This window comes from Sinomonas atrocyanea (assembly GCF_030812675.1).
GTDB classification, from domain to species: Bacteria; Actinomycetota; Actinomycetes; order Actinomycetales; family Micrococcaceae; genus Sinomonas; species Sinomonas atrocyanea_B.
Map to the genome: position 1 here is coordinate 118,653 of NZ_JAUSTE010000004.1, position 24,764 is coordinate 143,416.

At 72.5% G+C, this 24,764-nt stretch carries 21 protein-coding genes; 7 read left to right on the forward strand and 14 right to left on the reverse strand.

The genetic code is table 11. The annotated features are described in order from the left end of the window. Positions 1 to 3 precede the first annotated feature (3 nt). The gene (locus tag J2W20_RS08095; RefSeq protein ID WP_307005980.1) at positions 4 to 2,121 is read right to left on the reverse strand and encodes an acetyl/propionyl/methylcrotonyl-CoA carboxylase subunit alpha; all 2,118 of its coding nucleotides are present in this window, start codon (positions 2,119 to 2,121) and stop codon (positions 4 to 6) included. 5 nt (positions 2,122 to 2,126) lie between these two features. Further along, the gene (locus tag J2W20_RS08100; RefSeq protein WP_307005982.1) at positions 2,127 to 3,734 is read right to left on the reverse strand and encodes a carboxyl transferase domain-containing protein; all 1,608 of its coding nucleotides are present in this window, start codon (positions 3,732 to 3,734) and stop codon (positions 2,127 to 2,129) included. Between the two features lie 121 nt (positions 3,735 to 3,855). On the opposite strand from J2W20_RS08100, the gene J2W20_RS08105 reads away from it, so the two are divergent. Continuing rightward, complete coding sequence (locus tag J2W20_RS08105) at positions 3,856 to 4,470, forward strand: TetR/AcrR family transcriptional regulator (protein ID WP_307005983.1); 615 nt, start codon at positions 3,856 to 3,858, stop codon at positions 4,468 to 4,470. 57 nt (positions 4,471 to 4,527) lie between these two features. Here J2W20_RS08105 and J2W20_RS08110 read toward each other — a convergent pair whose 3' ends face one another. The 4 genes from J2W20_RS08110 to pdhA form a co-directional block, all read right to left on the reverse strand. Continuing rightward, positions 4,528 to 8,088, reverse strand: coding sequence for a choice-of-anchor D domain-containing protein (locus J2W20_RS08110; RefSeq protein ID WP_307005984.1), 3,561 nt, complete (start codon positions 8,086 to 8,088; stop codon positions 4,528 to 4,530). A 289-nt stretch (positions 8,089 to 8,377) separates the two neighbouring features. Then, positions 8,378 to 9,835: a dihydrolipoamide acetyltransferase family protein gene (locus J2W20_RS08115; RefSeq protein ID WP_307005985.1), complete on the reverse strand. Its 1,458-nt coding sequence runs from the start codon at positions 9,833 to 9,835 to the stop codon at positions 8,378 to 8,380. Then, positions 9,832 to 10,851, reverse strand: coding sequence for an alpha-ketoacid dehydrogenase subunit beta (locus tag J2W20_RS08120; protein WP_307005987.1), 1,020 nt, complete (start codon positions 10,849 to 10,851; stop codon positions 9,832 to 9,834). The genes J2W20_RS08115 and J2W20_RS08120 overlap by 4 nt, the downstream gene beginning before the upstream one ends. After that, the gene (gene pdhA / locus J2W20_RS08125; protein ID WP_307006130.1) at positions 10,851 to 11,975 is read right to left on the reverse strand and encodes a pyruvate dehydrogenase (acetyl-transferring) E1 component subunit alpha; all 1,125 of its coding nucleotides are present in this window, start codon (positions 11,973 to 11,975) and stop codon (positions 10,851 to 10,853) included. Before pdhA ends, J2W20_RS08120 begins: the two co-directional genes overlap by 1 nt. A 165-nt stretch (positions 11,976 to 12,140) precedes the next feature. Here pdhA and J2W20_RS08130 point away from each other — a divergent pair, with 165 nt between their 5' ends. Both J2W20_RS08130 and J2W20_RS08135 read left to right on the forward strand, forming a co-directional pair. After that, positions 12,141 to 12,617 carry an Lrp/AsnC family transcriptional regulator gene (locus J2W20_RS08130; protein ID WP_307005988.1) on the forward strand — a complete coding sequence of 159 codons (477 nt, stop codon included), beginning with the start codon at positions 12,141 to 12,143 and terminating at the stop codon, positions 12,615 to 12,617. Positions 12,618 to 12,638: 21 nt separating this feature from the next. Beyond that, on the forward strand, positions 12,639 to 13,163 hold the full coding sequence (locus tag J2W20_RS08135; protein ID WP_307005989.1) for a hypothetical protein: 525 nt from the start codon (positions 12,639 to 12,641) through the stop codon (positions 13,161 to 13,163). Positions 13,164 to 13,260: 97 nt separating this feature from the next. Here J2W20_RS08135 and J2W20_RS08140 read toward each other — a convergent pair whose 3' ends face one another. Both J2W20_RS08140 and J2W20_RS08145 read right to left on the reverse strand, forming a co-directional pair. Continuing rightward, positions 13,261 to 14,865 (reverse strand): solute symporter family protein, encoded by a 1,605-nt coding sequence (locus J2W20_RS08140; protein ID WP_307005990.1) that lies wholly within the window; start codon positions 14,863 to 14,865, stop codon positions 13,261 to 13,263. Beyond that, positions 14,862 to 15,275, reverse strand: coding sequence for a DUF485 domain-containing protein (locus J2W20_RS08145; RefSeq protein ID WP_307005991.1), 414 nt, complete (start codon positions 15,273 to 15,275; stop codon positions 14,862 to 14,864). Before J2W20_RS08145 ends, J2W20_RS08140 begins: the two co-directional genes overlap by 4 nt. Positions 15,276 to 15,456: 181 nt before the next feature. On the opposite strand from J2W20_RS08145, the gene J2W20_RS08150 reads away from it, so the two are divergent. From J2W20_RS08150 to J2W20_RS08165, 4 genes are read left to right on the forward strand one after another with little or no spacing between them, the layout of a single operon-like run. Then, the gene (locus J2W20_RS08150; protein ID WP_307005993.1) at positions 15,457 to 16,677 is read left to right on the forward strand and encodes a histidine kinase; all 1,221 of its coding nucleotides are present in this window, start codon (positions 15,457 to 15,459) and stop codon (positions 16,675 to 16,677) included. A 5-nt stretch (positions 16,678 to 16,682) separates the two neighbouring features. Beyond that, positions 16,683 to 17,414, forward strand: a complete 732-nt coding sequence (locus J2W20_RS08155) for a LytR/AlgR family response regulator transcription factor (protein ID WP_307005994.1) — start codon at positions 16,683 to 16,685, stop codon at positions 17,412 to 17,414. Further along, positions 17,411 to 17,809, forward strand: coding sequence for a hypothetical protein (locus tag J2W20_RS08160; RefSeq protein ID WP_307005995.1), 399 nt, complete (start codon positions 17,411 to 17,413; stop codon positions 17,807 to 17,809). The genes J2W20_RS08155 and J2W20_RS08160 overlap by 4 nt, the downstream gene beginning before the upstream one ends. Continuing rightward, entirely contained in the window at positions 17,806 to 19,287 is a 1,482-nt protein-coding gene (locus tag J2W20_RS08165; protein ID WP_307005996.1) for a sodium/solute symporter, read from the forward strand. Before J2W20_RS08160 ends, J2W20_RS08165 begins: the two co-directional genes overlap by 4 nt. Positions 19,288 to 19,328: 41 nt before the next feature. On the opposite strand, the gene J2W20_RS08170 is transcribed toward J2W20_RS08165, so the two are convergent. The 6 genes from J2W20_RS08170 to rpsB form a co-directional block, all read right to left on the reverse strand. Then, positions 19,329 to 19,904 (reverse strand): DivIVA domain-containing protein, encoded by a 576-nt coding sequence (locus J2W20_RS08170; RefSeq protein WP_307005997.1) that lies wholly within the window; start codon positions 19,902 to 19,904, stop codon positions 19,329 to 19,331. A 52-nt stretch (positions 19,905 to 19,956) separates the two neighbouring features. Beyond that, entirely contained in the window at positions 19,957 to 20,919 is a 963-nt protein-coding gene (locus J2W20_RS08175) for a phosphatidate cytidylyltransferase (RefSeq protein ID WP_373457978.1), read from the reverse strand. After that, a complete protein-coding gene (gene frr, locus J2W20_RS08180) occupies positions 20,919 to 21,476 on the reverse strand; it encodes a ribosome recycling factor (RefSeq protein WP_066497164.1) in 558 nt (185 codons plus the stop codon). The genes J2W20_RS08175 and frr overlap by 1 nt, the downstream gene beginning before the upstream one ends. Positions 21,477 to 21,584: 108 nt before the next feature. Next, entirely contained in the window at positions 21,585 to 22,385 is an 801-nt protein-coding gene (gene pyrH, locus J2W20_RS08185; protein ID WP_307006000.1) for a UMP kinase, read from the reverse strand. Between the two features lie 132 nt (positions 22,386 to 22,517). Next, positions 22,518 to 23,354 carry a translation elongation factor Ts gene (tsf, locus tag J2W20_RS08190; RefSeq protein WP_307006001.1) on the reverse strand — a complete coding sequence of 279 codons (837 nt, stop codon included), beginning with the start codon at positions 23,352 to 23,354 and terminating at the stop codon, positions 22,518 to 22,520. A gap of 123 nt (positions 23,355 to 23,477) precedes the next feature. Next, the gene (gene rpsB, locus J2W20_RS08195) at positions 23,478 to 24,368 is read right to left on the reverse strand and encodes a 30S ribosomal protein S2 (RefSeq protein WP_307006002.1); all 891 of its coding nucleotides are present in this window, start codon (positions 24,366 to 24,368) and stop codon (positions 23,478 to 23,480) included. Positions 24,369 to 24,764 lie beyond the last annotated feature (396 nt).

Consider the following 24,764-nt stretch of genomic DNA (forward strand, 5'->3'; position numbering starts at 1 on the left):
GATTCAGGCTCCTTCGTGCGCGTCGCGCTGTGGGGCTTCGTGGTGGGGGGTGACGGTGGCGACGACCTGGTCGGCCTTGACGAGGGCGCCGGGGGTGACGTGCAGCGCCACGGTCCCGGCGAAGGCGGCGACGAGCTGGTGCTCCATCTTCATGGCCTCGACCGAGACGAGGGGCTGGCCGGCCTCGACGGCCTGGCCGTGGTCGACGGCGACGGAGACGACGGTGCCAGGCATGGGCGTGCGGACCTCGGGCGCCGCCTCGCCCTCGTGGCGGTGGACGGCGGCGCGGAGCCGCTCGAGCCGCTCCGCGCGGCCGAGGACGGGGAGGGCGGTGGACCAGCCCGCCTCGCCGAGGTGCACGGTGCTCTCCCCCGCCGGGCCCTCCGCGAGCGCCCAGGAGTAGCGGTGCTCCTCGCCGTCGAGGGTGAGGACGACGCCGGCCTGCCCCACCCGCTCGAGGCCCGCCCCGCGTGGGGCTCCCCGCTCGGAGCCGACGTCCACGCGGACCGTCCCGGCGCCGTCGGCCGCGCCGGCCGGGGGCGCGTGCACGGCGACGGTCACGACGCCGCCGTCCGGGCCGCCGAGGCTCATGCGGCGGGCGGCGGGGGCTCCGAGGCGCCAGCCGTCCGCGGCCCACGGCCCTGTGGCGGCCGCGTCGACTGCATCGGCTGCGGTCCCGGCGGCGAGGAGCGCCGCCGCCGCGTAGTCGGCCTCTCCGGGCGTCCGGAAGGCGAGGCCGTCGAGCCGGCGCTCGATCAGGGTGGTGTCGAGGTGTCCGGCGCGCACGTCCGGGTCGGCGAGCAGGAGCCTGAGGTACTCGATGTTGGTCTCGACGCCGAGCACGGTGTACCGGGAGAGCGCGGCGTCCAGCGTCTCGAGGGCCTCGCCCCGGGTGGGGCCCCACGCGATGCACTTGGCGAGCATCGGGTCGTAGTCCGAGCCGATGGCCAGGCCCGGCTCGAGGGAGCTGTCCACGCGCACGCGATCCCCGGCTGGCTCGTCGAGGACCTCGATCCGGCCGGTGGCGGGGAGGAAGCCCCGGGCGGGGACCTCGGCGTAGACGCGGGCCTCGATGGCGTGGCCGTCGAGGCGGAGGTCCTCCTGGCGCAGGGCCAGGGGCTCGCCGGCCGCGACCCGGAGCTGCTGCTCGACGAGGTCGATGCCCGTGACCATCTCCGTCACCGGGTGCTCGACCTGGAGGCGGGTGTTCATCTCCATGAAGAAGAAGTCGTCCGGCGCCTCGTCGGAGACGAGGAACTCGACCGTGCCGGCGCCGACGTAGCCGACGGAGCGCGCGGCCTCGCACGCGGCTGCGCCGATGCGGGCGCGGGTGTCCGGGCCCTGCTCGGTGTCGAACAGCGGCGAGGGGGCCTCCTCGATGACCTTCTGGTGCCGTCGCTGGAGGGAGCACTCGCGCTCGCCGAGGTGGATGGTGGTGCCGCGGGTGTCCGCGAGGACCTGGACCTCGATGTGCCGGGGGGCGCGGACGAGCCGCTCGAGGAGCAGCGTCCCGTCGCCGAAGGCGGCGGTCGCGACCCTGCGGGCTGTCGCGAGGGCGCCCGGCAGGTCTGCCGCGGACTCGACGACGGTCATGCCCTTGCCGCCGCCGCCGGCCGAGGGCTTGATGAGCAGCGGATAGCCCACGCCCTCGGCGCGCCCGATGAGCTCGGCGTCCGTGAGGCCCGGCTCGGGGACGCCCGGGATGACCGGGACGCCGTGGCCCGCGACGTGGTTCTTGGCCCGGATCTTGTCCCCCATGACCGCGAGGGCCTCGGGCCCGGGGCCCACGAACACGATGCCGGCGTCGGCGAGGGAGCGGGCGAGTGCGGCGTTCTCGCTCAGGAAGCCGTAGCCCGGGTGGACGGCCTCCGCCCCGGTGGCGCGGGCCGCCTCGACGATCGCGGGGATGCTCAGGTAGCTCTGCGCTGCAGGGGCGGGGCCGATGCGGACGGCCTCGTCGGCCTCGTGGACGTGGCGCGCCCCGGCGTCGGCGTCGCTGTACACCGCGACGGAGGCGACGCCGAGCCGGCGAAGGGTCCGGATCACGCGGCACGCGATCTCGCCGCGGTTGGCCACGAGGACCTTGGCGAAGGGCCGGGCGGAAGCAGTGGTGGCGGTCATGCGGCTCACATCCTGAAGATGCCGAAGGACGTCTCCGGCAGGGGGGACTGGGCAACGACGGCGAGGGCCATTCCGAGCACCCGGCGCGTGTCGGCCGGGTCGATGACGCCGTCGTCCCAGAGCCTCGCGGTCGAGTAGTAGGGGCTCCCCTGGGCCTCGTACTGCGCGCGGATCGGGGCCTTGAAGGCGTCCTCCTCGGCCGCGGCCCACTCCTCGCCGCGGGCCTCGAACTGGTCGCGCTTGACGGTCGCGAGCACCGACGCGGCCTGGTTGCCGCCCATCACCGAGATGCGGCTCGCCGGCCACATCCACAGGAACCGCGGCGAGTAGGCACGCCCGCACATCGAGTAGTTGCCGGCGCCGAAGGACCCGCCGATCACCACCGTGAGCTTGGGGACCCGGGTCGTGGCGACGGCGGTGACCATCTTCGCGCCGTGCTTGGCGATCCCGCCGTGCTCGTAGTCGCGGCCCACCATGAAGCCGGAGATGTTCTGCAGGAACACGAGCGGGATGCCGCGCTGGTCGCACAGCTCGATGAAGTGCGCGCCCTTCATCGCCGACTCGGAGAACAGCACCCCGTTGTTCGCCACGATCCCGACCGGATGCCCGTCCAGGTGCGCGAAGCCCGTGACGAGCGTGGGGCCGTAGTCCTTCTTGAACTCGTGGAACTCGCTGCCGTCCACGAGCCGGGCGATGACCTCGTGGACGTCGTACTGGGCGTTGACGTCGACGGGCACCACGCCGTACAGCTCGGACGGGTCGGCCTGGGGCTCGACGGGGGTGCGCACCGCCCAGGGCGCCGCGGCCGGGGACGGGAGGGTCTCGACGATGCTGCGGACGATCTCGAGGGCGTGCTCGTCGTTGTCGGCGAGGTGGTCCGCCACGCCGGAGACCTTGGCGTGGACCTCTCCCCCGCCCAGCTCCTCCGCGGTGACCACCTCGCCGATCGCGGCCTTCACGAGCGGCGGGCCGCCGAGGAAGATCGTGCCCTGGTTCCGCACGATCACCGTCTCGTCACTCATCGCCGGCACATAGGCGCCGCCGGCGGTGCACGAGCCGAGGACCGCGGCGATCTGGGGGATCTTGGCTGCGGAGAGGCGGGCCTGGTTGTAGAAGATCCGGCCGAAGTGGTCGCGGTCGGGGAACACCTCGTCCTGCTTGGGCAGGAACGCCCCGCCCGAGTCGACGAGGTAGATGCAGGGAAGCCGGTTCTCGAGCGCGATCTCCTGGGCGCGCAGGTGCTTCTTGACCGTCATGGGGTAGTAGGTGCCGCCCTTGACCGTCGCGTCGTTGGACACGACCATGACGTGGCGGCCGTGGACCAGGCCGATGCCGGCGATCACGCCCGCGGCCGGGCACTCGCCGTCGTACATGCCGTCCGCGGCGAGCGGGGAGACCTCCAGGAACGGCGAGCCCTCGTCCAGCAGGACGTCGATGCGCTCGCGCGGCAGCAGCTTGCCGCGGGCCACGTGGCGCTCGCGGGAGCGCTCGGGGCCGCCGAGGGCCGCCGCGGCGAGGCGCGCCCGCAGCCCGTCGGCGAGGGCGCGCTGGGCAGCGCGGTTCTCGGCGAAGGCGGGGCCTGCCGGGTCGATCCGGCTGGTCAGGGTCTCCATCGGTCCTCCGGGACGGGCGGGGCCCGCATCAACTCGGTTAGTGACGGCTAACTGGAATCTAAGTTAATGTGGATTAACTGTGATGTCCAGCACAGGGGTTTCCGCCGGACCGGGGAGGGACATGGGCGAGAGCACGAGCCCGCGCGTGCAGGCCAAGGCCGAGCGGCGGCGGGCCATCCTCGACGCGGCTGCAGGGCTGTTCGCGGCGCAGGGCTATGCGGGGGCCTCGCTCGAGGACCTCGGCGCGGCCGCGGGCGTGAGCGGGCCTGCGATCTACCGCCACTTCCCCGGCAAGCAGGCGGTGCTCGGGGCGCTGCTGGTCGGCGTCAGCGAGGATCTGCTCGAGGGCGGGCGCCGGGTGGCGCAGGAGGCGGCATTCGGCGCGGACGACGACGGCGCTCCCGTCCGCGCGCTCGTTGCCTTCCACGTGGACTTCGCCCTGGCCCAGCCGGACGTGATCCGGGTCCAGGACCGCGACTTCGGCTCCCTCGCGGAGGCGGACCGCCGGCGGGTGCGTTCGCTGCAGCTCGCCTATGTCGACGTGTGGTGCGATGCCCTGCGGCCGGTGCATCCCGCGGCGAGCGCGGCGGAGCTGCGGATGCGGGCGCAGGCCGTGTTCGGCCTCATCAACTCCACGCCGCACTCGGTGCGCAGGCCGGGCGGGCGGGTGAGGGCCTCGTCGGCCAGGGCGACGCTCGCCCTCATGGCGGAAGCGGCGCTCACGGCCAGGCCGTGAGCGCCGCTCCCCCGGCGGGCCAGCAGACGGGACAGGTCGCTGGCCCAGGTCCTCACCTCACCCCGCGTTCACCATCCCGGTGGAGGCGCTCCACGTCAGGGTGCCGTTCTCGAAGTCCTCGGCCCGGCCTACGGTGACCGAGTACTCGTCGGAGGTCGGGTAGCCGAGCCAGCTGCGCTCCCAGCCCATCGAGGCCCACGTGGCCCGGATCGCGCCGAGCACCGAGTGCGCGCCGGTCCACGGGGTCCAGTAGATCGAGGCCGCCTTGGAGAAGTGGTTGTACCGGCCGGAGCCGTCCGGCGTCCCCTTCTCGTCGGTCGTGGGGTAGCCCAGGGGCCCCTTCTCCCAGCCGCTCGCAGCCCACTCCGCCCGGATCGCGCCGCGGATCGAGTGTGCGCCGGTGGTCGGGGACCAGTAGATCGAGGAGCCGCTCGAGCCGTTGAAGTGGTTGTACCGGCCGATGCCGTCCGGGGTGCCCAGCTCATCGGTGGTCGGGTAGCCCAGCGGGCCGCGCTCCCAGCCCGAGGCTGCCCAGTTGGCCCGGATCGCGCCGCGCACCGAGTGGGCGCCGGTCTTCGACGTCCAGTAGATCGACGCGCCGCCGGAGCCGTTGAAGTGGTTGTACCGGCCGAGGCCGTCCGGGGTGCCCAGCTCGTCCGTGGTCGGGTAGCCCAGCGGTCCGCGCTCCCACCCGGATGCCGCCCAATTGGACCGGATGGCTCCCTGGACCGAGTGCGCCCCCGTAGTGGACGTCCAGTAGATCGAGGCGCCGCCGGAGCCGGAGAAGTGGTTGTAGGCGCCGATGCCGTCCGGGGTCTTGGTCTCGTCCGTGGTCGGGAACCCGAGGAAGCCCCTTGGACCGCCGGCCGCCGCGTAGCGCGAATAGATGGACCCGTGGACCTCGTGCACCCCGGTGGTCGGGGACCAGCAGATGATGCCAGAGGTGTAGTCCTGGCACGTGCCGGTGCCCACGGCGTACTCAGTGGAGAGGGCCTGGCCGAGCGGGGACGCCCACGTTCCTGCACCGATCTTCTGTGCGTAGGCGGCGACCGGATCGTTGACTCCGTACCCGGTGAGCATGACCTCCTGGGCGCTGGAGCCGTCGTCGGCCGTGATCAGGTAGTACGTGTCCGCGGTGCCGGCCTGCCCGACCGCCGTCGGGGCGAACGTCACGCTCTGGAACACGGAGTCCCCGGGCGGGATGCTCAGGCCCTCGGAGACCGGGGTCGTGGTGCTGAAGACGCCCTGCGGGGCCTTCGCCTTGGTGATCGTCATCGGGATGTTGCCGGTGTTCTGGATCTGGAATGAGCGGGTCGAGGACGCCCCCACCGCGACGTTGCCGAAGTCGAGCGATGCGGGCACCTGCAGGTGCGAGGCGCCGGAGATGGAGGTGGCGCTGATCGGAACCGTCACTCCCCCGAGGTTGCTCGTCACGGTCAGCGAGTCGCTGACGGTGGCCGCGGCCGTCGGGCTGAACGCGATCGACACGGGCACGGAGGCGAGGGGCTGGATGGTCGCCCCCACGGCAGGCACGGTGGCGGGGTCCGCGACGAGGCTCGCGGTGGCGGGCAGGGTCACCCCGGTCACGGAGACCGCCGTCGTGCCGGTGTTGACGATGTTGACGGTCTGGCGGCTGATCGTCCCGGTCGGGACGTTGGCGAAGGCGAGCGACGTCGGGGTGGCGCCGAGGCCGTCCTTCGTGCCGATCCCGTGGACGCCCAGCAGGTCCGTCTCACCGTCGGAGGTCTTCACCGTCAGCGAGCCGTCCGATTCCCCGGTCGCCGTGGGGGCGAAGGTCACGGGGAGGGAGAGGCTCGCGCCGGAGGCCAGGGCCTTCGGGAGTGCCACCGACCCGATCCCGAACGGAGCGGCCGTGGTGATCGAGCTGATCGTCACCGCACGCGTCGCCGTCATGGTCACCGTGGCGGTCCCGCTCGCGCCGACGGCCACCTGGCCCAGGTCGCCGCCGGTCGAGCCCACCGCGGCCGACGTCGGGATGCCGAACGCGAGCACGTTGCCGTCGCGGGTGCCCACGTACACCTTGCCGCCGTTGGTGGCGACCGAGGTGAACTTCGCCGCCGTCCCGATCGGGGCGCTGAAGACCTGGGCGAGCTTGCCCGTGCTGTCCGGGATGGCCCGGTAGGCGCGCAGCTGCCCGTTGGTGCCCGTCCCGTTGTCGGTGTAGACGACCCACACGAGCGCCGTGGACGGGTCGGTGCCGGAGGAGGTCACCACCGGGGACCCGGACGAGAACCCGAAGGTCCCGCTGGACGTCCCGACCGAGGCGAGCTGGACCCCGCCGGTGCTCGTGGGCACGAGCTTCGAGGCGCGCAGGTAGCCGCTGTTCTCGACCTGGTAGACGTAGCCGCCCTGGGTGGTGCCGAGGAACGCGGACCTCCCCCAGACCCCGTTGTACGGGCCGGCCGTGTTCACCACGGCGTCCGTGCCGCCGGCGCCCTGGGCCATGCCGCCCAGATTGTCCCGGTCGAGGAGGTAGATGTGGCCGTCCTTGCCCGTCTGCACCATCAGGTGCGGGTGCGCCGAGGTGCCGTACCCGTCGGGGACCGCCATGGGGCTGCCGGAGCCGAGGTCGGCGTCGTTCTGGTTCAGCTTGACGTTGGCGGCGGGGCTGAAGAAGTCCTTCGCCGTCAGGTTCCCGTCGGTGCCGACCTGCAGCCGGACCACGGACTCGGCCAGGGTCGAGGGCGGGGAGGACCCCGCAGACGCCTGCGGGGCGATGCCGTTGCCGGTCGTGAACAGGATCCGTCCCGGGCCGTCGGAGACGAGGCCGCCGCCGGACTGCCAGATGCCGCCCTCGGCGTTGCTGACCCCGGTCTCGGTGGCCCACATGGTGGTCTGCTTCCCCGCCGTGGAGACCCCGACCACGTAGCCCACGAACGGGTTGTAGTCGCAGTGGCTCGCGAACCCGGCGTAGACGACCCCGCCCATCAGCAGCAGGCCCGGCCGCTGCATGGCGGTGAGCGCGTTGAACGGATGGGTCGGGTCGTTGGTCGGGGCCCCGTCGATCAGCACCGGGAACCCGGCCCGCTCGGTGCCGGTCGCTACGTCGATCGAGTGCATGTACCAGTGCGGGAGCTGGGCGTTCGCGCCGTCGTTCGTCTTCGCGGTGAGGAAGACGCTGTTGGTCGCCGCGTCGTAGACCGGGGTGGAGGTGATGCCGATGTTGGGGACGAGGTCCCCGCAGCTCACCGTGGAGGCGGGCCATGCGGGACCGACCGAGCGGGTCCACTTCACCGCGCCCGTCGTGGCGTCCAGGCCGTAGACCGCGTTGTTCTCCGTGGCCGCGATGACGGTCTGGCCCACCACGAGCGGCTGCGCGTACACCTGCCCGTTCAGAGCGGTGGAGAACAGCTTGCCGAAGTTGGTGGACCCGACGGCCGCCGGGGAGAGGGCGCTCTCGCTGCTGTCCCACCCGGTGCGCATGCTGTCCTGGTCCACGGTGCCGACGTCCGCGGAGGCCGTCGTCGTCCCGGCGAGCAGCGCCGCACCCGCGAGCACTCCTGCCAGCAGGGCGGCGACGGCCCGGCGGGGCGCGTGGACCGTGCCGCGCCGGGCACGGTGCCGGCCGCGGATCCGTGGGTTTCCGATGGGCTCCATGAGCAGGCTCCCCCTACCCTCGCCGCCGCTGGCGGGGTGCCCGCGGCGTGATAGAAGGAGCGTAAAAATTGGGGCCCATGGGGCGCCCGAGTAATCCGTACCCGTCTTTTCGGGTACTCCGCGGGCCCCTACTCGGGGGATTTCGGACCGGGTACGCAGGGTCCGGCGAGGGGGCCACTGGCGGGGTACTCGGCCGCGGTGGTCGGCACTACGGGTGCCGGTGGGGTCTCCGCAGAGGAAAAGCCCGGCCGGCCCGCGATTCCGGGGGCCGGCCGGGCTTCCGGGGCGGTCACACCATGGTGAGTACCATGCCCGGATCGGCGAGGACGGCGCCGACGTCGGCGAGGAACCGGGAGGCCTGCTCGCCGTCGACGAGGCGGTGGTCGAAGGAGAGCGAGAGCGTCATGACCTGGCGCAGCGCGACCTCTCCGCCATGCTCCCAGGGGAGCCTGCGGACCTGGCCCATGGCGAGGATGGCGGCCTCGCCGGGGTTCAGGATGGGCGTGCCGGCATCGATCCCGAAGACCCCGATGTTGGTGATCGAGATGGTCCCCCCGGACAGGTCCGCCGGCGCGGTGCGGCCCTCCCGCGCCGTCGCAGCGAGGTCAGAGATCGCCCCGGCGAGCTCCGCGAGCGAGAGCTCCTGCGCGTCCTTGATGTTCGGCACCATGAGCCCCCGGGGCGTGGCGGCCGCGATGCCGAGGTTCACGTAGTGGTACTGCACGATCTCCTGCGCCCCCTCGTCCCAGCGCGTGTTGAGCGAGGGGCTCCGGCGCAGCGCGATGAGCACTGCCTTGGCGACGAGCGTGAGCGGGGTGACCTTCTGGCCCGTGAACGCGCGGTTCTCGCGCAGCCGCCCGATGAGCTCCATCGCCGGGGTGACATCCACGGTGAGGAACTCGCTCGCGTGGGGGGCGGTGAACGCGCTCGCGACCATCGCGGCCGCCGTCTGCCTGCGCACGCCCCTGATCGCGGTCCGGGATTCGCGGACGACGCCGGCGGCCGGCGATGCGGCCGGCGCGCCTGCCGCCGGGGCCGGGGCCGGGGCGGCCGAGAGGCTGCTGTCCGGGGCCGTGCCGGCCGCACCCGTGCCGATCGAGGCGAGCACGTCGTCGCGCGTGATGAGGCCGCGCGGGCCGGTGCCCTCGAGGCCTCCGAGGTCCACCCCGAGGTCCTTGGCCAGCTTGCGGACGGGAGGGGTGGAACGGGGTCGCTCCGCGGGGGCGGGCCTCGGCTCCGCTGCTGCGTCCCCACCGAGCGCTGCGTGACCGGTGCGCTCCGCTGCGCTCGGCGGCCGCCCCGCAGCCGTCGGCCCCTCCCCCACCACGGTCAGGCGCGCGCGGCGCGCCGGCCGCGCCCCGGTCTCCGGCATGGCGCCGTAGCCGACGAGCGTCGCCTGGCGCCGGGGGGCCTCCCCCGCCGCGTCCGAGGACGTCGGCGTACCGGCAGCGGCGGGCGCGCGGCCGGCGTCGGCCGCCACCTCGAACTCGGCGATCGGCGCGCCGACGGCCACGACGTCCCCCGGCTCGGCGAGCAGCGCGGTGACGGTGCCGGTGTACGGGCTCGGGAGCTCGACGACGGCCTTGGCCGTCTCGACCTCGCCGATGACCTGGTTGAGGCGCACGGAGTCGCCCACGGCGACGCGCCAGGACACGATCTCGGACTCGGTGAGGCCCTCGCCCAGGTCCGGGAGGAGGAAGGGCCGCGTCACGGGGGCCGCCCCCTGGTCGGCCGTGGCCGCGCTCATGCGTCCTCCTCCATGCCGCTGAGGGAGTTGGGCCTGTCCAGGGCGCGGTCCACGCCGTCGAGGATGCGGTCCAGGTCGGGCAGGTGGTGGAACTCGAGCTTGGACGGCGGGTAGGGCACGTCGAAGCCGGTTACCCGCACGGGGGCATGCTCGAGGTGGTAGAAGCACCGCTCCGTGAGCACGGCGGACAGCTCGGCGCCGAGGCCGAGGGTCTGCGAGGCCTCGTGGGCGATGACGAGCCGACCCGTCTTCCGCACGGACGCCTCGAGCGGGCCGTAGTCCACCGGCGAGAGGGACCTCAGGTCGATCACCTCGATGGAGACCCCCTCGTCCGAGGCGGCCACCGCGGCGTCGAGGCACGTCTTCACCATCGGTCCATAGGCGACGAGGGTGACGTCGGAGCCCTCCGCCGCGACCCGGGCGGAGCCCATGCCGAGCCCCCCAGCGCCCGGTTCGAGCGCCTCATCGACCTCGCCCTTGTCGTGGTACCGGCGCTTGGGCTCGAGGAACACCACCGGGTCGTCGCAGGCGATGGCCTCCTGCATCATCGTGTACGCGTCCTGGGGCGTGGAGGGGGAGACGACCCGCAGGCCGGCGGTGTGCGCGAAGTACGCCTCGGGCGACTCCGAGTGGTGCTCGGGGGAGCCGATGCCTCCGCCGTAGGGCAGGCGCAGGGTGATCGGCATGGCCACCGCGCCGCGGGTGCGGTAGTGCATCTTCGCGACCTGGGAGACGATCTGGTCGAAGGCCGGGTACACGAAGCCGTCGAACTGGATCTCCACCACCGGGCGGTAGCCGCGGTAGGCCATGCCGATCGCGGTGCCCATGATGCCGGATTCCGCGAGCGGCGTGTCGACGACCCGGTGCGCGCCGAAGTCCTTCTGCAGGCCGTCGGTGATGCGGAACACCCCGCCGAGGCGGCCGATGTCCTCGCCCATCAGCACGACCTTCGGGTCACGTTCCATGGCCTTGCGCAGGCCTGCGTTGAGCGCCTTGGCGAACGTCATCCCGGGCATCAGCGGACCCCCTCCGTGTGTGCGCCGGCGGCGTGCCCGGCATGGTCGTCGAACCCGGCGTGGAACCGCTCGAACTGCTCCCGCTGCCGGTCCAGGGCCGCGTGCGGACCCGCGTAGACATGCTCGAAGAGCTCCGCCGGGGCGGGATCGGGCATGTGGATGGTGGCCTCGCGCAGGGCGGCCGCGACGTCGTCGGCCGTCGCTGCGACCCGCGCCCGGAGGCCGTCGTCGAGCACTCCCTCGGCCTGCAGGTACGCCTCGAGCCGTGAGATCGGGTCGCGCCCGCGCCAGTCCTCGAGCTCGTTCGCGTCGCGGTACCGCGTGGGATCGTCCGCGGTGGTGTGGGCTCCCATCCGGTAGGTGACCGCCTCGATGTACGAGGGGCCGTTGCCCGAGCGGGCCCGGCCGAGGGCCTCGCGGGTCGCGGCGAGGCAGGCCAGGACGTCGTTGCCGTCGACCCGCACGCTCGGGATGCCGAAGCCCGGAGCGCGCAGCCCGATCGGCACGTGGGCCTGCACGCCCACCGGCTCCGAGATCGCCCAGTGGTTGTTCTGGCAGAAGAACACGACGGGGGCCTGGAAGCTCGCCGCGAAGACCATCGACTCGTTCACGTCGCCCTGGCTCGTGGCACCGTCCCCGAAGTAGGTGATGACGGCGGTCTCCGCGCCGTCGAACTGCACGCCCATGGCGTACCCGACGGCGTGCAGGGACTGGGCGCCGATCACCACCTGCGTCGGTGCCATGTTGTGCCGGAACGGGTCCCAGCCTGCGTTCGCGGCGCCGCGCCACTGCCGCATGAGGGCCGGCAGCGGGATCCCGCGGGCATAGGCGACGGCGATCTCGCGGTAGCTGGCGAAGATGAAGTCGTCGGGTGCGACGGCGTGGGCCGAGCCGATCTGCGCGGCCTCCTGGCCGAGGAACGGCGGCCACAGGCCGAGCTGGCCCTGGCGCTGGAGGGCCGTTCCCTCGGCGTCGATGCGCCGGGCGACCACCATGTCCTCGTAGAGTGAGGCGAGCGCCTCGGGGCCGAGGTCGGCGAGGAGGCCGTCGTACCGTTCGTGGGGCCGGCGCTCGCCGTGGGGGGAGAGAAGCTGGATCGGCGAGCCGTCGTCGCCGGTCGACATCTGGTAGCTGGACACTGGGTACGCATCCCTCTCTGATCTCGGGAGGCCTGTGGGCCGCCGGGTTAATGTGACCATACTCACAACTATCAGGGGGTACAACCAATCGTGGCCGCACTGGGCACGATGCCCAGATCGGCAGGTCTCCAGCGTGCTAGCCTGCGCACCATGCACGTCGTCGACGCCACCGATGCCCGCATCCTGCGGGCGCTGTCCGAGGATCCCCGCCGCACGGTCGTGGCGCTCGCCCAGGACCTGGGGCTCTCGCGGAACACGGTGCAGGCGAGGCTCGCGCGCCTCGAGGCGGGCCACGTGTTCCTCGGGTTCGACCGGCGCATCAATCCGGCGTCGCTCGGCTATCCCCTGCTGGCGTTCATCACCGTCCACGTCCAGCAGCGCAAGCTCGCGGAGATCACCGAGCACATCGCCGGCATCCCCGAGGTCCTCGAGGGGCACGGCCTCACCGGCACGGCCGACCTCCTGCTCCGGGTCGTGGCCCTCGACGCCGAGGACCTGTTCAGGATCAACGGCAAGATCCTCGCGGTGGACGGCGTCGAGCGGACCGATACCGCCCTCGCGATGGGCGACCTCATACCATTCAGGATGGACCCGCTCCTCGCGAGGGGCCCCCGACCGCCCGCCTAGCGCCGAGGACTGAGCCGCCCAATGACGTTCCCCCAGCTGCCCAACCAGAGCCAGGCCCGCATGGAGCGGCCCCGCGAGCCCACCCCGCAGGAGCTGTGGGCCGGCCCGGGCGGGGCGCGGCAGAAGCGGAGCCCGTGGCTGTGGATCGGGCTGGGCGTGGGCGGCGCCGCGGTCCTCCTCGCCGCGGCCGCGGCCGTGGTCCTGGCCCTGACCGTGTTCAGCCCCGGGGCGGGCATCAAGCGGGCCTCGGAGCAGATGAGCTCCGACCTCGCCTCGGGCAACCTCACGCGCGCCTACGGCGAGTTCACCCCCGCCCTCAGGGAGCACCTGAGCGAGACCGAGCTCACGAGCCGGCTCACCGAGCTGCAGATCGACTCGGCGTGCGCCGCGGACATCCAGCGCGCCGACTCGCTCTCCCGCGCCGGCCAGCGCCCGCGCGGCGAGGCCCAGGGGGTCCTCGTCTGCGGCAGCCGCGCTTTCGACCTCTCCTACCGGTGGGAGGGCGACCCGCTCCTGTTGGACGGGATCCGCATCCAGCCCCGCTGACGCACGACGGCGCACGCTCGGCTCGCGCTGCCCGGAACCGCAGCGGGCGGCGGCCCCCTGTTGGGAGCCGCCGCCCGTCGTCGTGCGAGGTGGTGGGCTAGTGCGAGACCGCCTTCTCGGCGCCCACGCCGGTGAGCGACCGGACCTCCATCTCGGCCTGCTTGGCCGGATCCTCCCGCCGCTTGTCGAGGACGGTCCCGAGCCAGCCGAGGGCGAAGGCGAGCGGGATCGAGACGATGCCCGGGTTGCTCAGCGGGAACCACGCGAAGTGCGCGCCGGGGATCATCGACGTCTTCGACCCGGAGACGACCGGCGAGAAGGCGATGAGCAGGACCGCCGAGGCCAGGCCGCCGTAGATGCTCCACAGCGCCCCCTGCGTGGTGAACCTCTTCCAGAAGAGCGAGTAGAGGATCGTGGGCAGGTTGGCCGAGGCCGCCACCGCGAACGCGAGGGCCACGAGGAAGGCGACGTTCTGGCCGTTGGCGAAGATGCCCCCGACGATCGCGAAGAGGCCGATCACCACCACGGTGCGGCGGGCCACCTTGACCTCGGAGGCCGGGGTGGTCCTGCCCTTGGCGAGGACGTTGGCGTAGATGTCGTGGGCGAACGAGGCCGCCGCGGTGATGGTCAGGCCGGCCACGACCGCGAGGATCGTGGCGAACGCGACCGCCGAGATGAAGCCCAGCAGGAGCGGTCCGCCGAGCTGGAACGCGAGCAGCGGGGCCGCCGAATTGACCCCACCGGGGGCCTTCTTGATCGTGTCCGCGCCGATGAGCGCCGCCGCGCCGTACCCGAGCACGAGGGTGAAGAGGTAGAAGGCGCCGATGATCCAGATCGCCCACACGACCGACTTGCGGGCCTCCTTCGCGGTCGGCACGGTGTAGAAGCGCATGAGAACGTGGGGCAGCGCCGCGGTGCCGAGGACCAGCGCGAGGCCGAGCGAGACGAAGTCGAGCTTGGAGGTGCCGTCCTTGCCGTAGGCCAAGCCCGGGTTGAGCAGCTTCTCGCCGCCCGCGCCGGCGGTGTGGACCGCGCTGTCCAGCAGGGTGGAGAGGTTGAAGCCGTTGATCGCCAGCACCATGATCGTCATGACGAAGGCGCCCGCGATGAGCAGGATGGCCTTGATGATCTGCACCCAGGTGGTGCCCTTCATGCCGCCGAGGAGCACGTACATGATCATGAGCGCGCCGACCACGGTGATGACGACGGCCTGGCCGCCCCAGTCTGAGATGCCCAGGAGCAGCGCGATCAGGCCCCCGGCCCCCGCCATCTGGGCCAGGAGGTAGAAGAAGCACACCGCGAGGGTCGAGATCGCGGCCGCGATGCGCACGGGGCGCTCGCGGAGGCGGAACGCCAGGACGTCGGCCATGGTGAACTTGCCGGTGTTCCGCAGGAGCTCGGCGACGAGCAGGAGCGCGACGAGCCACGCCACGAGGAAGCCGATCGAGTAGAGGAACCCGTCGTAGCCGTTGACGGCGATCGCGCCGGTGATGCCCAGGAACGAGGCGGCGGAGAGGTAGTCGCCCGAGATGGCGGTGCCGTTCTGGCCGCCGGTGAAGGACCGGCCGCCGGCGTAGTAGTCGGCAGCGGTCTTGTTGTTCCTGCCGGCCCGGATCACGATCACGATCGTGACCGCGACGAACAGGGCGAAGATCGACATGTTGAGCCAGGTGCTGCTCTGCAGGCTTGCGGCGACGTTCATCGGGTGCTCTCCTCCTCGCGGCCCGCGGCGTGGGCCCCCGGCGACGCCTCGCCCGGCTCGAGCTCGCCGCGTTCGATCTCGCCGCGGATGGCCTCCGCTGCCGGATCGAGCTTCTTGTTGGCGTGGTGGACGTACCAGGCGGTGATGCCGAACGTGGTCACGAACTGCGCCAGGCCGAGCACGAGGCCGACCGTGATGCTGCCGGCCAGCCTGATCGACATGAAGTCGTGCGCGTAGTCCGCCAGCAGGACGTACAGGAAGTACCAGAGCAGGAACGCTCCGGCGATCGGGAACACGAAGCTGCGGTGGCTCGCGCGCAGCGCGCGGAACTCGTCGCTGGCCTGGACCAGCTGGAAGTCCGGGTGCGGGGCCGTGCCGGCCCTCGCGTCCCGGGGGGCGTCGTTGCCCATGGGTCCTCCTGACGTTGGCCGGCGCGGGTGCCCGGCGGATGCGTGATGCACATCACTTTTGCGCCCCTCGGGACCCCCCAGCCAGAGCCCCGCGGCGGGCAAGCGCCGAGCGGCCTCCTGCCTGCGCCGAACGGCGCCGCGCCCACGCCGAGCGGCTGCCGCGGGCGGCTAGCCTTGCATCATGTCTCCCGACACCCTCACGCTCGCCGTGCTGGCCCTCGTGCTGGCCGCGGGCGTGGCGGTGGGCGCAGTCGCATGGCGGACGCGGGGAGCGCGCCGGGAGTTCGGCAGCGACGCCGAGCGGGCCAGCTACACGATCCTGCACTCGGCCGCCCAGGCAGGCCGGTCCCTGCGCGGGGGTCTCGGCCCCGAGGGCGCAGCGAAGGCCGCGCACCACCTGCGCTCCATGCTCGGCGCCCCCGCGCTGGCCCTGACCGACGATTCCCGCCTGCTGGCCTGGGACGGCGAGAGCCCGGCGCATGCGGGGGCGGTGATGGCCTTGGCCGCGAAGACGCTCGCCCACGGACGCGCCCGAGTGGCGGACGCCGACGAGCTCGACTGCTCGGCGGTGGGCTGCGCCGAGGCGGACTGCCGGCTGCGCGGAGCCGTCGTCGCGCCCGTCCGCGCCGGAACCCGCGTGATCGGCACCGTCGTGGCCTTCTCCCCCTCCGCGGGCGCCGGACTCGTGCGGGCCACGCGCGAGGTGGCGGACTGGGTGGCCACGCAGGCCGAGCTCGCCGAGCTGGACAGGTCCCGGACGCTGCTCATGGAGGCCGAGGTGCGCGCGCTGCGGGCGCAGATCAGCCCGCACTTCATCTACAACGCACTCACCGCGATCGCCTCGTACATCCTCACCGATCCGGCACGGGCGCGGGAGCTCGTCGTCGAGTTCGCCGACTTCACCCGGTACTCGTTCCGCCGGCACGGCGACTTCACGACGCTCGCCGAGGAGCTGAAGAGCATCGACCAGTACCTCCTGCTCGAGCGGGCCCGCTTCGGCGAGCGGCTCCAGGTGAGCCTGCGCATCGCTCCGGAGGTCCTCGGCGTGCCCATCCCCTTCCTGAGCCTCCAGCCGCTGGTCGAGAACGCGGTGCGCCACGGCCTCGAGGCCCGGGAGGGAACGGGCCACATCAGCATCACCGCCGAGGACTCCCCGCACGAGGCGCTCGTGCAGATCGAGGACGACGGCGCGGGCATGGACCCGGAGCGGCTCCGCGAGGTCCTCGCGGGCCGCGCCGGCGGGATCCACGTGGGCCTGCGGAACGTGGACGCCCGGCTGCGGCAGGTGTACGGGGACGACCACGGCCTCGTCATCGAGACCGCCCCCGGACACGGCACGCTCGTGACCCTGCGCGTCCCCAAGTCGCAGCCGGAGCACGTGGTGCGGCCGCCGATAGACTGAGCCGCATGATCAGTGCCCTCGTCGTGGACGACGAGCTGCCGGCGGTGCAGGAGCTGACGTACCTGCTGGGCCGCGACGACCGCGTCGGCGCCATCCACTCGGCGACCTCCGGGACCGAGGCCCTCAAGGTCCTCGAGCGCGAGGAGGTCGATGCCCTCTTCCTCGACATCCACATGCCCGGCCTGAGCGGGCTCGAGCTGGCCGGGGTGATCGCCCGCTTCGCCGCGCCGCCCGCCGTCGTCTTCGTCACCGCCGACGACGACCATGCCCTCGAGGCATTCGACCTCGCCGCCGTCGACTACCTCCTCAAGCCCGTCCGGCCCGAGCGGCTCGAGCGGTGCGTGGGGCGCATCGTCGAAGCGCGCGAGGGCGCGCGGGGCGCCCAGGCGGACGCACCCGAGATCATCACGGTCGAGCAGGGCGGGGTCACCCGGATGATCCGCCGGGACGATGTGGCCTTCGTGCAGGCCCAGGGCGACTATGCGCGCCTGCACACGCCCGAGGGCACCTACCTCGTGCGGGTCCCGCTGACGGACCTGGAGCGGCAGTGGGGCGGCGCCGGCTTCGTGCGGATCCACCGTTCCTACCTCGTGGCCATGGACGCGGTGCAGCAGCTGCGGCTCGGCGGCCCGCAGCCGACCGTTCTGGCCGGCGGCTCGGAGCTCCCCGTGAGCCGGCGCTGCCTGCCCGGGCTGCGTGAGCGGCTCGCCGCGGGCCGGATCCGGCCGCGGCCGTGACGGCTCCCGGGGCCGGGGACCGGCGGATCGACCGCTCGCGGCGGGTGCGCGTGACCGCGCCCGCCTCGAGTGCCGCGAGCGCGCCCCGCACGCCGCCGCTCTCGCGGGAGGTGGCAGAGCAGTCGGAGCTCGGCGGCGTGGTGCTGCGCTCGCTCCTGCGCTCCCAGTTCCGCCTGGCGGCACTCGTGGCGGGGGCCTTCCTCACCGCGGTGGCCGCGCTCTGGATCATCTCGGATGCCGCCGGGGACCTGCCCTGGCTGCCGGGGGTCCCCCTCGTGTGGCTGCTGATCGGGGCGCTGCCCTACCCGGCCGCCCTCGTCGCGGCGGTGGCCTACTACCGGGCCGCGAACCGCACGGAGCAGCGCTACGCCGAACTCCTCGAGGACCACCCGTGACGCCGGCCATCGGCCTCGCGGCCCTCGGCGCCGTGGCGGCCGCGACCGTCCTCGTGGGCTTCTACGGACTGCGGATCTCCCGCACGACCAGCGACTTCTACGTCGCCTCCCGCACGGTGCGCCCCTGGTGGAACGCGTCCGCCATCGGCGGGGAGTACCTCTCGGCGGCGAGCTTCCTGGGCGTGGCGGGGCTCATCATGGTCAGCGGATCGCAGGCCCTGTGGTACCCGGTGGGCTACACCGCCGGCTTCCTCATGCTCCTGCTGTTCGTCGCCGCGCCCCTGCGCCGCTCCGGGGCGTACACGATCCCCGACTTCACCGCAGCCAGGCTCGGCTCGCTCGCGGCCCGGCGCACCACGAGCGTCCTGGTGGTCCTGATCGGCTGGCTCTACATCATCCCGCAGCTGCAGGGGGCGGCGCTCGCGGTGCGGATCACCACGGGGCTGCCCGGCTGGGCTGGCTCGGCGGCCGTGGTCGCCGTCGTCGTCCTCGCGGTCATGCTCGGCGGCATGCGCTCGATCACGTTCGTGCAGGCGTTCCAGTTCTGGCTCAAGCTCGCGTGCCTCGCCGTCCCTGCGGTGTTCCTGGCGCTGCTGGTCGCCGGCCGCGGGCTGCCGGGCGCCGGCTCCGAAGCGCTCGCGGCCCTCTCTGCCGCGCCGGGGACGTCCGACGGCGGCTACCGCACCTTCTCGCTGCTGCTCGCCCTGCTCTTCGGGACGCTGGGACTCCCCCACGTCCTCGTCCGCTTCTACACCAACCCGGACGGGGTCACGGCCCGGAGGACCACCGTGATCGTGCTCGGGCTGCTGACGGTGTTCTACATCTTCCCCACCGCCGTGGGCCTCATCGGCCGGATCGCGGCGCCCGACCTCGCCTCGCAGGGGGACGCCCTGGCGATCCTCCTGCCCGAGCGGCTGCTCGCCGGCCCACTCGGGACCGCGCTCTCGGCGCTCGTGCTCGCCGGCGCGATGGCCGCCTTCCTGTCCACGACCTCGGGGCTGCTCGTCTCGGTGGCGGGGGTCATCAGCCAGGAGCTGTTCGGAGGCAGCGTGCGCGGCTTCAGGACGGCCGCGGCGTTCTCGGCCCTCGTTCCGCTCCTCCTGGCGCTCGGCATGGGGGGCCAGGGCCTCGCGGGGAGCGTCGGGCTCGTGTTCGCCTTCACGGCCTCGACCATCTGCCCCCTGCTCGTGCTGGGCATCTGGTGGCGGCGCCTGACCCCGGCGGGCGCCATCGCCGGGATGACCGTCGGGGCCGTCGCGTGCGGCGGGGCGCTCGTGGCCTCCGCCGCCCTCGGCGCGGGCATCTGGGGGGACGCTGCGCGTGCCTCCGCCGTGGCCGTCGCGTGCGCCCAGCCGGCGGCCTGGACGGTGCCGCTCGCGTTCGCGGTGATGATCGTCGTCTCGCGCGCGAGCAGGCGCAGCGTCCCGCGGGGCGCGGACCGCTTCCTCGTGCGGCTCCACTCCCCCGAGCCGCGCTGAGGCGACCGGGCAGCGTGCGGCGGCCGGCCGGCGTCGTGCGTCTAGTCGATGGCGGCGATGAGCTCGACGGCGCGGTCGAGGAAGGCATCCACCTGCGTCTCCTCGTAGCCCTCCTGGCCCGTGACGGTGCGGAACACGGCCGTGCGCACCTCGTCCGCCGTCATCGGCGAGCCGTGCTCGAGGTAGTCGAGGAGCCGCACGCACAGGCTGTCGACGTCCTCGACGTGGTAGCTGGGGGCCTTCGGGCTCGACGGGCGGCGGAACCGCTCGCCGTCGGCGCGCACGAGCCTGCCGCGGAGGACCCCGGCGAGCTGTCCGATCTCGCGCAGCCAGACGTCCTCGCCCGAATGCTGGATCAGCTCGTCCCGCTCCCGCCGGGCGAAGGCGTCCTCGAGGCGGTCCAGGGCGGCGTCGACCTCGGTGGCGTCGTAGCCGCCGCGGACGGCGTCGAACGAGACCGTCCGGACGTCGTGGCTCGTCACCGCCGGCGCGGACGGGTCCTCGAGGAAGTCCCGCGCCGCCGACATGAACTTCTCAACCTGCTTGGGGCTGTAGCCCAGGTCGCCGCGGCCGACCCGATCGAACCCTGCCGCCGCGCTGTCCTCGGTGTGCGCCACGTGTGTGCGTCCTCTCTGGAGTGCTCGAAAGACCATCATGGGAACCTGCCGGCTAGGAGCTCGGCAGGAGACTGAAGACGAGGAACGCCGCCGGGGTGGCGAAGAGGATCGAATCGAGGCGATCCATCATGCCGCCGTGGCCTGGCAGGATGCTGCTCATGTCCTTGATCCCCAGCTCGCGCTTGACCATGGACTCGGCGAGGTCGCCGGCGGTCGCGGCGCCGACCATGACGACCGCGAGGACGAGGCCCTCCCACCAGGGCCGGCCCAGCAGGAGGACAGCCCCGAGCACGCCGACGGCCATCGCCCCGCCCACCGAGCCCGCGAAGCCCTCCCAGGACTTCTTCGGGCTGATCTTGGGGGCCATCGGGTGGCGGCCGAGGCTCGCGCCCACGATGTAGCCGAACGTGTCATTGGCCACGACGAGAAGGAGGGTCAGTGCGAGCTCGAGGGTGGCGGGGGGCACCGCGCCGCTCAGCCACAGGCCGAGCCCAGGCGGCGGCGTGGTGGCGTGCAGCGGGAGCACCGCGTACCCGAGGAGGAAGGGGATCCACAGGACCACGAAGACCCCCGCGAAGACGCCCCGCGCTGCCCCTGCGGGGTGCTCGAGGCTCTGCCACAGGAGCACGGCCGCGCAGCTGGCGAGGAGCGCGAACAGCTGTGCCTCCTGGCCGCCGAAGTAGGCCGTGGCGGGGATCGCCACCGCCGCCGCCAGCACCGGCACGACCGGGATCCGGGTCCCGTGCGTCTCGAGCGCCCGGTACACCTCCCAGACACCCAGCAGGGCCGCTGAGACGGCGATCAGCACGAAGCCCAGAGGCCACAGGAACAGGCCCGCGAGCAGGATGATGAGCAGGGCGAGGCCCACCGAGATGGCGGCGGGCAGGTTCCGGCCGGCCCGCGAGAGCGGCTTGGGCTTGCGGTCGCGGCGCAGTCCGGGGAGCCCGCCCCCCGGCACGTGTCCGTCTGAGGAGGGGGGCCCCGGGCTCGGTGCGTCGGGCTGGGGCGCGCTCATCAGACTTCGAGCAGCTCGGCTTCCTTGCGCTTGACGAGGTCTTCGACCGCATCGACGTGCTTCTTGGTGAGCGAGTCGAGCTCCTTCTCACCGCGCACGCCGTCGTCCTCGCCGACCTCGCCGTCCTTGACGAGCTTGTCGAGGGACTCCTTGGCCTTGCGGCGGATGCTGCGGATCGAGACCTTGGCGTCCTCGCCCTTGCCCTTGACGATCTTCACGTACTCCTTGCGGCGCTCCTGGGTGAGCTCGGGCAGGACCACGCGGATCACGTTGCCGTCGTTGGACGGGTTGGCGCCGACCTCGGAGTCGCTGAGCGCCTTCTCGACGTCGCGCAGGGCGCTCTTGTCGTACGGGGTGATGAGGATCGTGCGGGCGTCCGAGACCTGGAAGGAGGCCAGCTGCTGCAGCGGCGTGGGCGTGCCGTAGTAGTCCACCATGACCTTCGCGTACAGCGCGGGGTTGGCGCGGCCCGTCCGGATCGACGCGAAGTCCTCCTTGGCCACCTCGACCGCCTTCTCCATCTTCTCGGTGGCTTCGAGCAGGGTCTCTTCGATCACGTCGCACTCCTTGTGGACTTCGTTTGCAGCGTACGGCGGGGGCCGGGCGCGCGGCGCCGGCCCCCGCCGTCGGGGACTAGGAACATCCTAGCCGCATGTCGGCGGCGCTCAGACGGTCACGCGGGTGCCGAGGTGCTCGCCGCGGATCGCCTTGGTGACGTTGCCCTCGCCCTCCATGCCGAAGACGACCATGTCGAGCCGGTTGTCCTTGCACATGGTCATGGCCGTCTGGTCCATGACCCGGATGTCCCGGCGCAGGGCCTCGTCGTAGGTGAGGTGCTCGAGCTTGACCGCCGAGGGGTCCTTCTTGGGGTCCGCGGTGTACACGCCGTCGACCCCGCTCTTGGCCATGAGCACCTCGTCGGCGTGGACCTCGAGGGCCCGCTGCGCGGCAACGGTGTCGGTCGAGAAGTAGGGCAGGCCTGCCCCGGCGCCGAAGATCACGACGCGCCCCTTCTCCATGTGCCGGATGGCACGGCGCGGGATGTAGGCCTCGGCGACCTGCCCCATGGTGATGGCGCTCTGCACGCGGGTCTCGACCCCGGCCTGCTCGAGGAAGTCCTGGAGCGCCAGGCAGTTCATGACGGTGCCGAGCATGCCCATGTAGTCCGCCCGCGAGCGGTCCATGCCGGAGAGGGAGAGCTCGGCGCCGCGGAAGAAGTTGCCGCCGCCCACGACGATGGCGATCTCCACCTCGTCGACTGCCGCGGCGATCTGCTCGGCCACGCCGCGCACGGTCCCGGGGTCGACGCCGAGCTTGCCGCCGCCGAACACCTCCCCGGAGAGCTTGAGCAGGACGCGGCGTCGGCGCGGCTGCGGGTCGTCGACGAGCGCGGCGGCCGCGGCCGCGTCGGGCAGGGAGTCGTCAGTGGAGGGGATAGCGGGGTCGGCGGTCGTTACGGATTCCATGGATGTGTCCCCTCGTGTGGAGCGTCTGGGCTGGAGCCTGCGTCTAGAGTAGCGGCACTTGCGTAAGGGCTGCGCGGCGGCGGCCACAGCAAAGGGGCGGCCACCGAAGTGGCCGCCCCTCTGGTGCGCGTGCTAGGCGCCGACGCGGTAGCGGGCGAACGCGGTCGCCTCGACACCGGCCTCGGACAGGACCTGTCCGACGGACTTCTTGGCGTCCTTGGCGAACGCCTGGTCGACGAGGACCTCGCCCTTGTAGAAGCCGGTCACGCGGCCTTCCACGATCTTCGGCAGGGCAGCCTCGGGCTTGCCCTCGGCCTTGGCGGTCTCCTCGGCGATGCGGCGCTCCGACTCGACGAGGTCGGCCGGGACGTCCTCGCGGCGGAGGTAGTTCGGGGCCATCGCGGCCACGTGCACGGCGACGTCGTGCGCGGCAGCATCGGCGGCCTCGCCCTCGCCGTTGACGGCGAGCAGGACGCCGACCTGGGCCGGGAGGTCCTTCGACGTCTTGTGGAGGTAGGCGTCGACCGTGGCGCCCTCGACGCGGGCGATGCGGCGGACGGCGACCTTCTCGCCGAGGACCGCGCCCTCTTCGACGACGTAGTCGCCCAGCGGCTTGCCGTCGACATCGGCGGCCAGGAGGGCCTCGAGGTCGGCAGCGCCCGAGGCGACAGCGGTGGCGAGCACCTTGTCGGCGAGCTCGATGAACTTGGCGGACTTGGCCACGAAGTCGGTCTCGCAGTTGACCTCGACCATGACGCCGACGCCGTTCTCGACCTTGGCGGCCACGAGGCCCTCGGCGGTGGAGCGGCCCTCGCGCTTGGTGGCGCCCTTGAGGCCCTTGATGCGGATGATCTCGACGGCCTTCTCGGCGTCGCCGTTGGCCTCGTCAAGAGCCTTCTTGACGTCCATCATGCCGGCGCCGGTGCGCTCGCGCAGGGCCTTGATGTCAGCGGCGGTGTAGTTCGCCATATGAACCCCTCGTCTCGTATGTTCTGCAGGTCTTTCCGCCAGCAGGATGGCTGCCCGCGGGGGCGGCCATCCTGCCGGCGGCCTCCGGGTTCCCTCGGGAGCCCGGAGAGGGTCTTGCTCGAGCTAGTTCGTGCCCTCGGCAGACTGCTCGGCAGCGGCGGGAGCCTCGGCCGGCGCCTCGGCGGCGGCCGGAGCCTCAGCAGCCGAAGCCTCAGCGGGGGCCTCGGCGGCAGCCGGGGCCTCGGCCTTCTCGCCCTCGAGGAGCTCGCGCTCCCACTCGGCGAGCGGCTCGGCCTGCGTGCCCTCGGACCCGGAGCCGCGGTTCTGGCGGGCGATGAGGCCCTCGGCCACGGCGTCGGCCACGACGCGCGTGAGGAGGTTCACGGAGCGGATCGCGTCGTCGTTGCCCGGGATCGGGAAGTCGACCTCGTCGGGATCGCAGTTCGTGTCGAGGATGGCCACGACCGGGATGCCGAGCTTCTTGGCCTCGTCGACCGCGAGGTGCTCCTTCTTCGTGTCCACGATCCAGAGGAGGGACGGAGTGCGGGAGAGGTTGCGGATGCCGCCGAGGGTCTTCTCGAGCTTGTCCTTCTCGCGCTGGAGGATGAGGAGCTCCTTCTTGGTGTGGCCAGAACCGGCCACGTCCTCGAAGTCGATCTCCTCGAGCTCCTTGAGGCGCTGGATGCGCTTGGCAACCGTGGAGAAGTTGGTGAGCATGCCGCCCAGCCAGCGCTGGTTGACGTACGGCTGGCCGACGCGGGTCGCCTGCTCGGCAATGGCCTCCTGAGCCTGCTTCTTGGTGCCGACGAAGAGCACGGTGCCGCCGTGGGCAACCGTGGCCTTGACGAACTCGAAGGCGCGGTCGATGAACGACAGCGACTGCTGGAGGTCGATGATGTAGATGCCGTTGCGCTCGGTGAGGATGAAGCGCTTCATCTTCGGGTTCCAGCGGCGGGTCTGGTGGCCGAAGTGGACACCGCTGTCGAGCAGCTGGCGCATGGTAACGACGGGCATGCCGACGCTCCTTCCGGCAGGTCTTTCTCCGAGGGCGACCTCTGGGTACGCCCTTGCCCCTGCCATAGTTGACGGTTACTGACGACGACGGCCGGGTGGCCGTCCGTCCCTGGCATCCCCTGCCTGCCCTACCGCAGTCGCGGACCGATGGGCGGGCAGTGCCCCTCCCCCGGCATGCACCGGCCGGGCCGGAGCTTGAGGGAGACGGGCGCTGGATGCGCGGAGTCGGCCTCCTCCCCCGCAGCCGGCCCGGTCGTGGCAGAGCACTCAATCCGGCACAGCAAAGCGGGCTCGAAAGCCGCGGTTTCCAGTGTACTACAGCGCGACACGCCCGGAGGCGGCGGCCGGCGCCCGGCACTGCCGCCCCGTGGCGGAAGCACCTCCCCAGCTCCGGTC

Bases quoted from the DNA above. Each gene is read 5' to 3' on its own strand.
- J2W20_RS08140 (WP_307005990.1), bottom strand. From the start codon at position 14,865: ATGAACGTCGCCGCAAGCCTGCAGAGCAGCACCTGGCTCAACATGTCG.
- J2W20_RS08135 (WP_307005989.1), top strand. From the start codon at position 12,639: ATGACGTTCCCCCAGCTGCCCAACCAGAGCCAGGCCCGCATGGAGCGG.
- J2W20_RS08150 (WP_307005993.1), top strand. From the start codon at position 15,457: ATGTCTCCCGACACCCTCACGCTCGCCGTGCTGGCCCTCGTGCTGGCC.
- J2W20_RS08155 (WP_307005994.1), top strand. From the start codon at position 16,683: ATGATCAGTGCCCTCGTCGTGGACGACGAGCTGCCGGCGGTGCAGGAG.
- J2W20_RS08115 (WP_307005985.1), bottom strand. From the start codon at position 9,835: ATGAGCGCGGCCACGGCCGACCAGGGGGCGGCCCCCGTGACGCGGCCC.
- J2W20_RS08105 (WP_307005983.1), top strand. From the start codon at position 3,856: ATGGGCGAGAGCACGAGCCCGCGCGTGCAGGCCAAGGCCGAGCGGCGG.
- J2W20_RS08110 (WP_307005984.1), bottom strand. From the start codon at position 8,088: ATGGAGCCCATCGGAAACCCACGGATCCGCGGCCGGCACCGTGCCCGG.
- J2W20_RS08095 (WP_307005980.1), bottom strand. From the start codon at position 2,121: ATGACCGCCACCACTGCTTCCGCCCGGCCCTTCGCCAAGGTCCTCGTG.
- J2W20_RS08130 (WP_307005988.1), top strand. From the start codon at position 12,141: ATGCACGTCGTCGACGCCACCGATGCCCGCATCCTGCGGGCGCTGTCC.
- J2W20_RS08120 (WP_307005987.1), bottom strand. From the start codon at position 10,851: ATGCCCGGGATGACGTTCGCCAAGGCGCTCAACGCAGGCCTGCGCAAG.
- tsf (WP_307006001.1), bottom strand. From the start codon at position 23,354: ATGGCGAACTACACCGCCGCTGACATCAAGGCCCTGCGCGAGCGCACC.
- pdhA (WP_307006130.1), bottom strand. From the start codon at position 11,975: ATGTCGACCGGCGACGACGGCTCGCCGATCCAGCTTCTCTCCCCCCAC.
- J2W20_RS08100 (WP_307005982.1), bottom strand. From the start codon at position 3,734: ATGGAGACCCTGACCAGCCGGATCGACCCGGCAGGCCCCGCCTTCGCC.
- J2W20_RS08175 (WP_373457978.1), bottom strand. From the start codon at position 20,919: ATGAGCGCGCCCCAGCCCGACGCACCGAGCCCGGGGCCCCCCTCCTCA.
- pyrH (WP_307006000.1), bottom strand. From the start codon at position 22,385: ATGGAATCCGTAACGACCGCCGACCCCGCTATCCCCTCCACTGACGAC.
- rpsB (WP_307006002.1), bottom strand. From the start codon at position 24,368: ATGCCCGTCGTTACCATGCGCCAGCTGCTCGACAGCGGTGTCCACTTC.
- J2W20_RS08145 (WP_307005991.1), bottom strand. From the start codon at position 15,275: ATGGGCAACGACGCCCCCCGGGACGCGAGGGCCGGCACGGCCCCGCAC.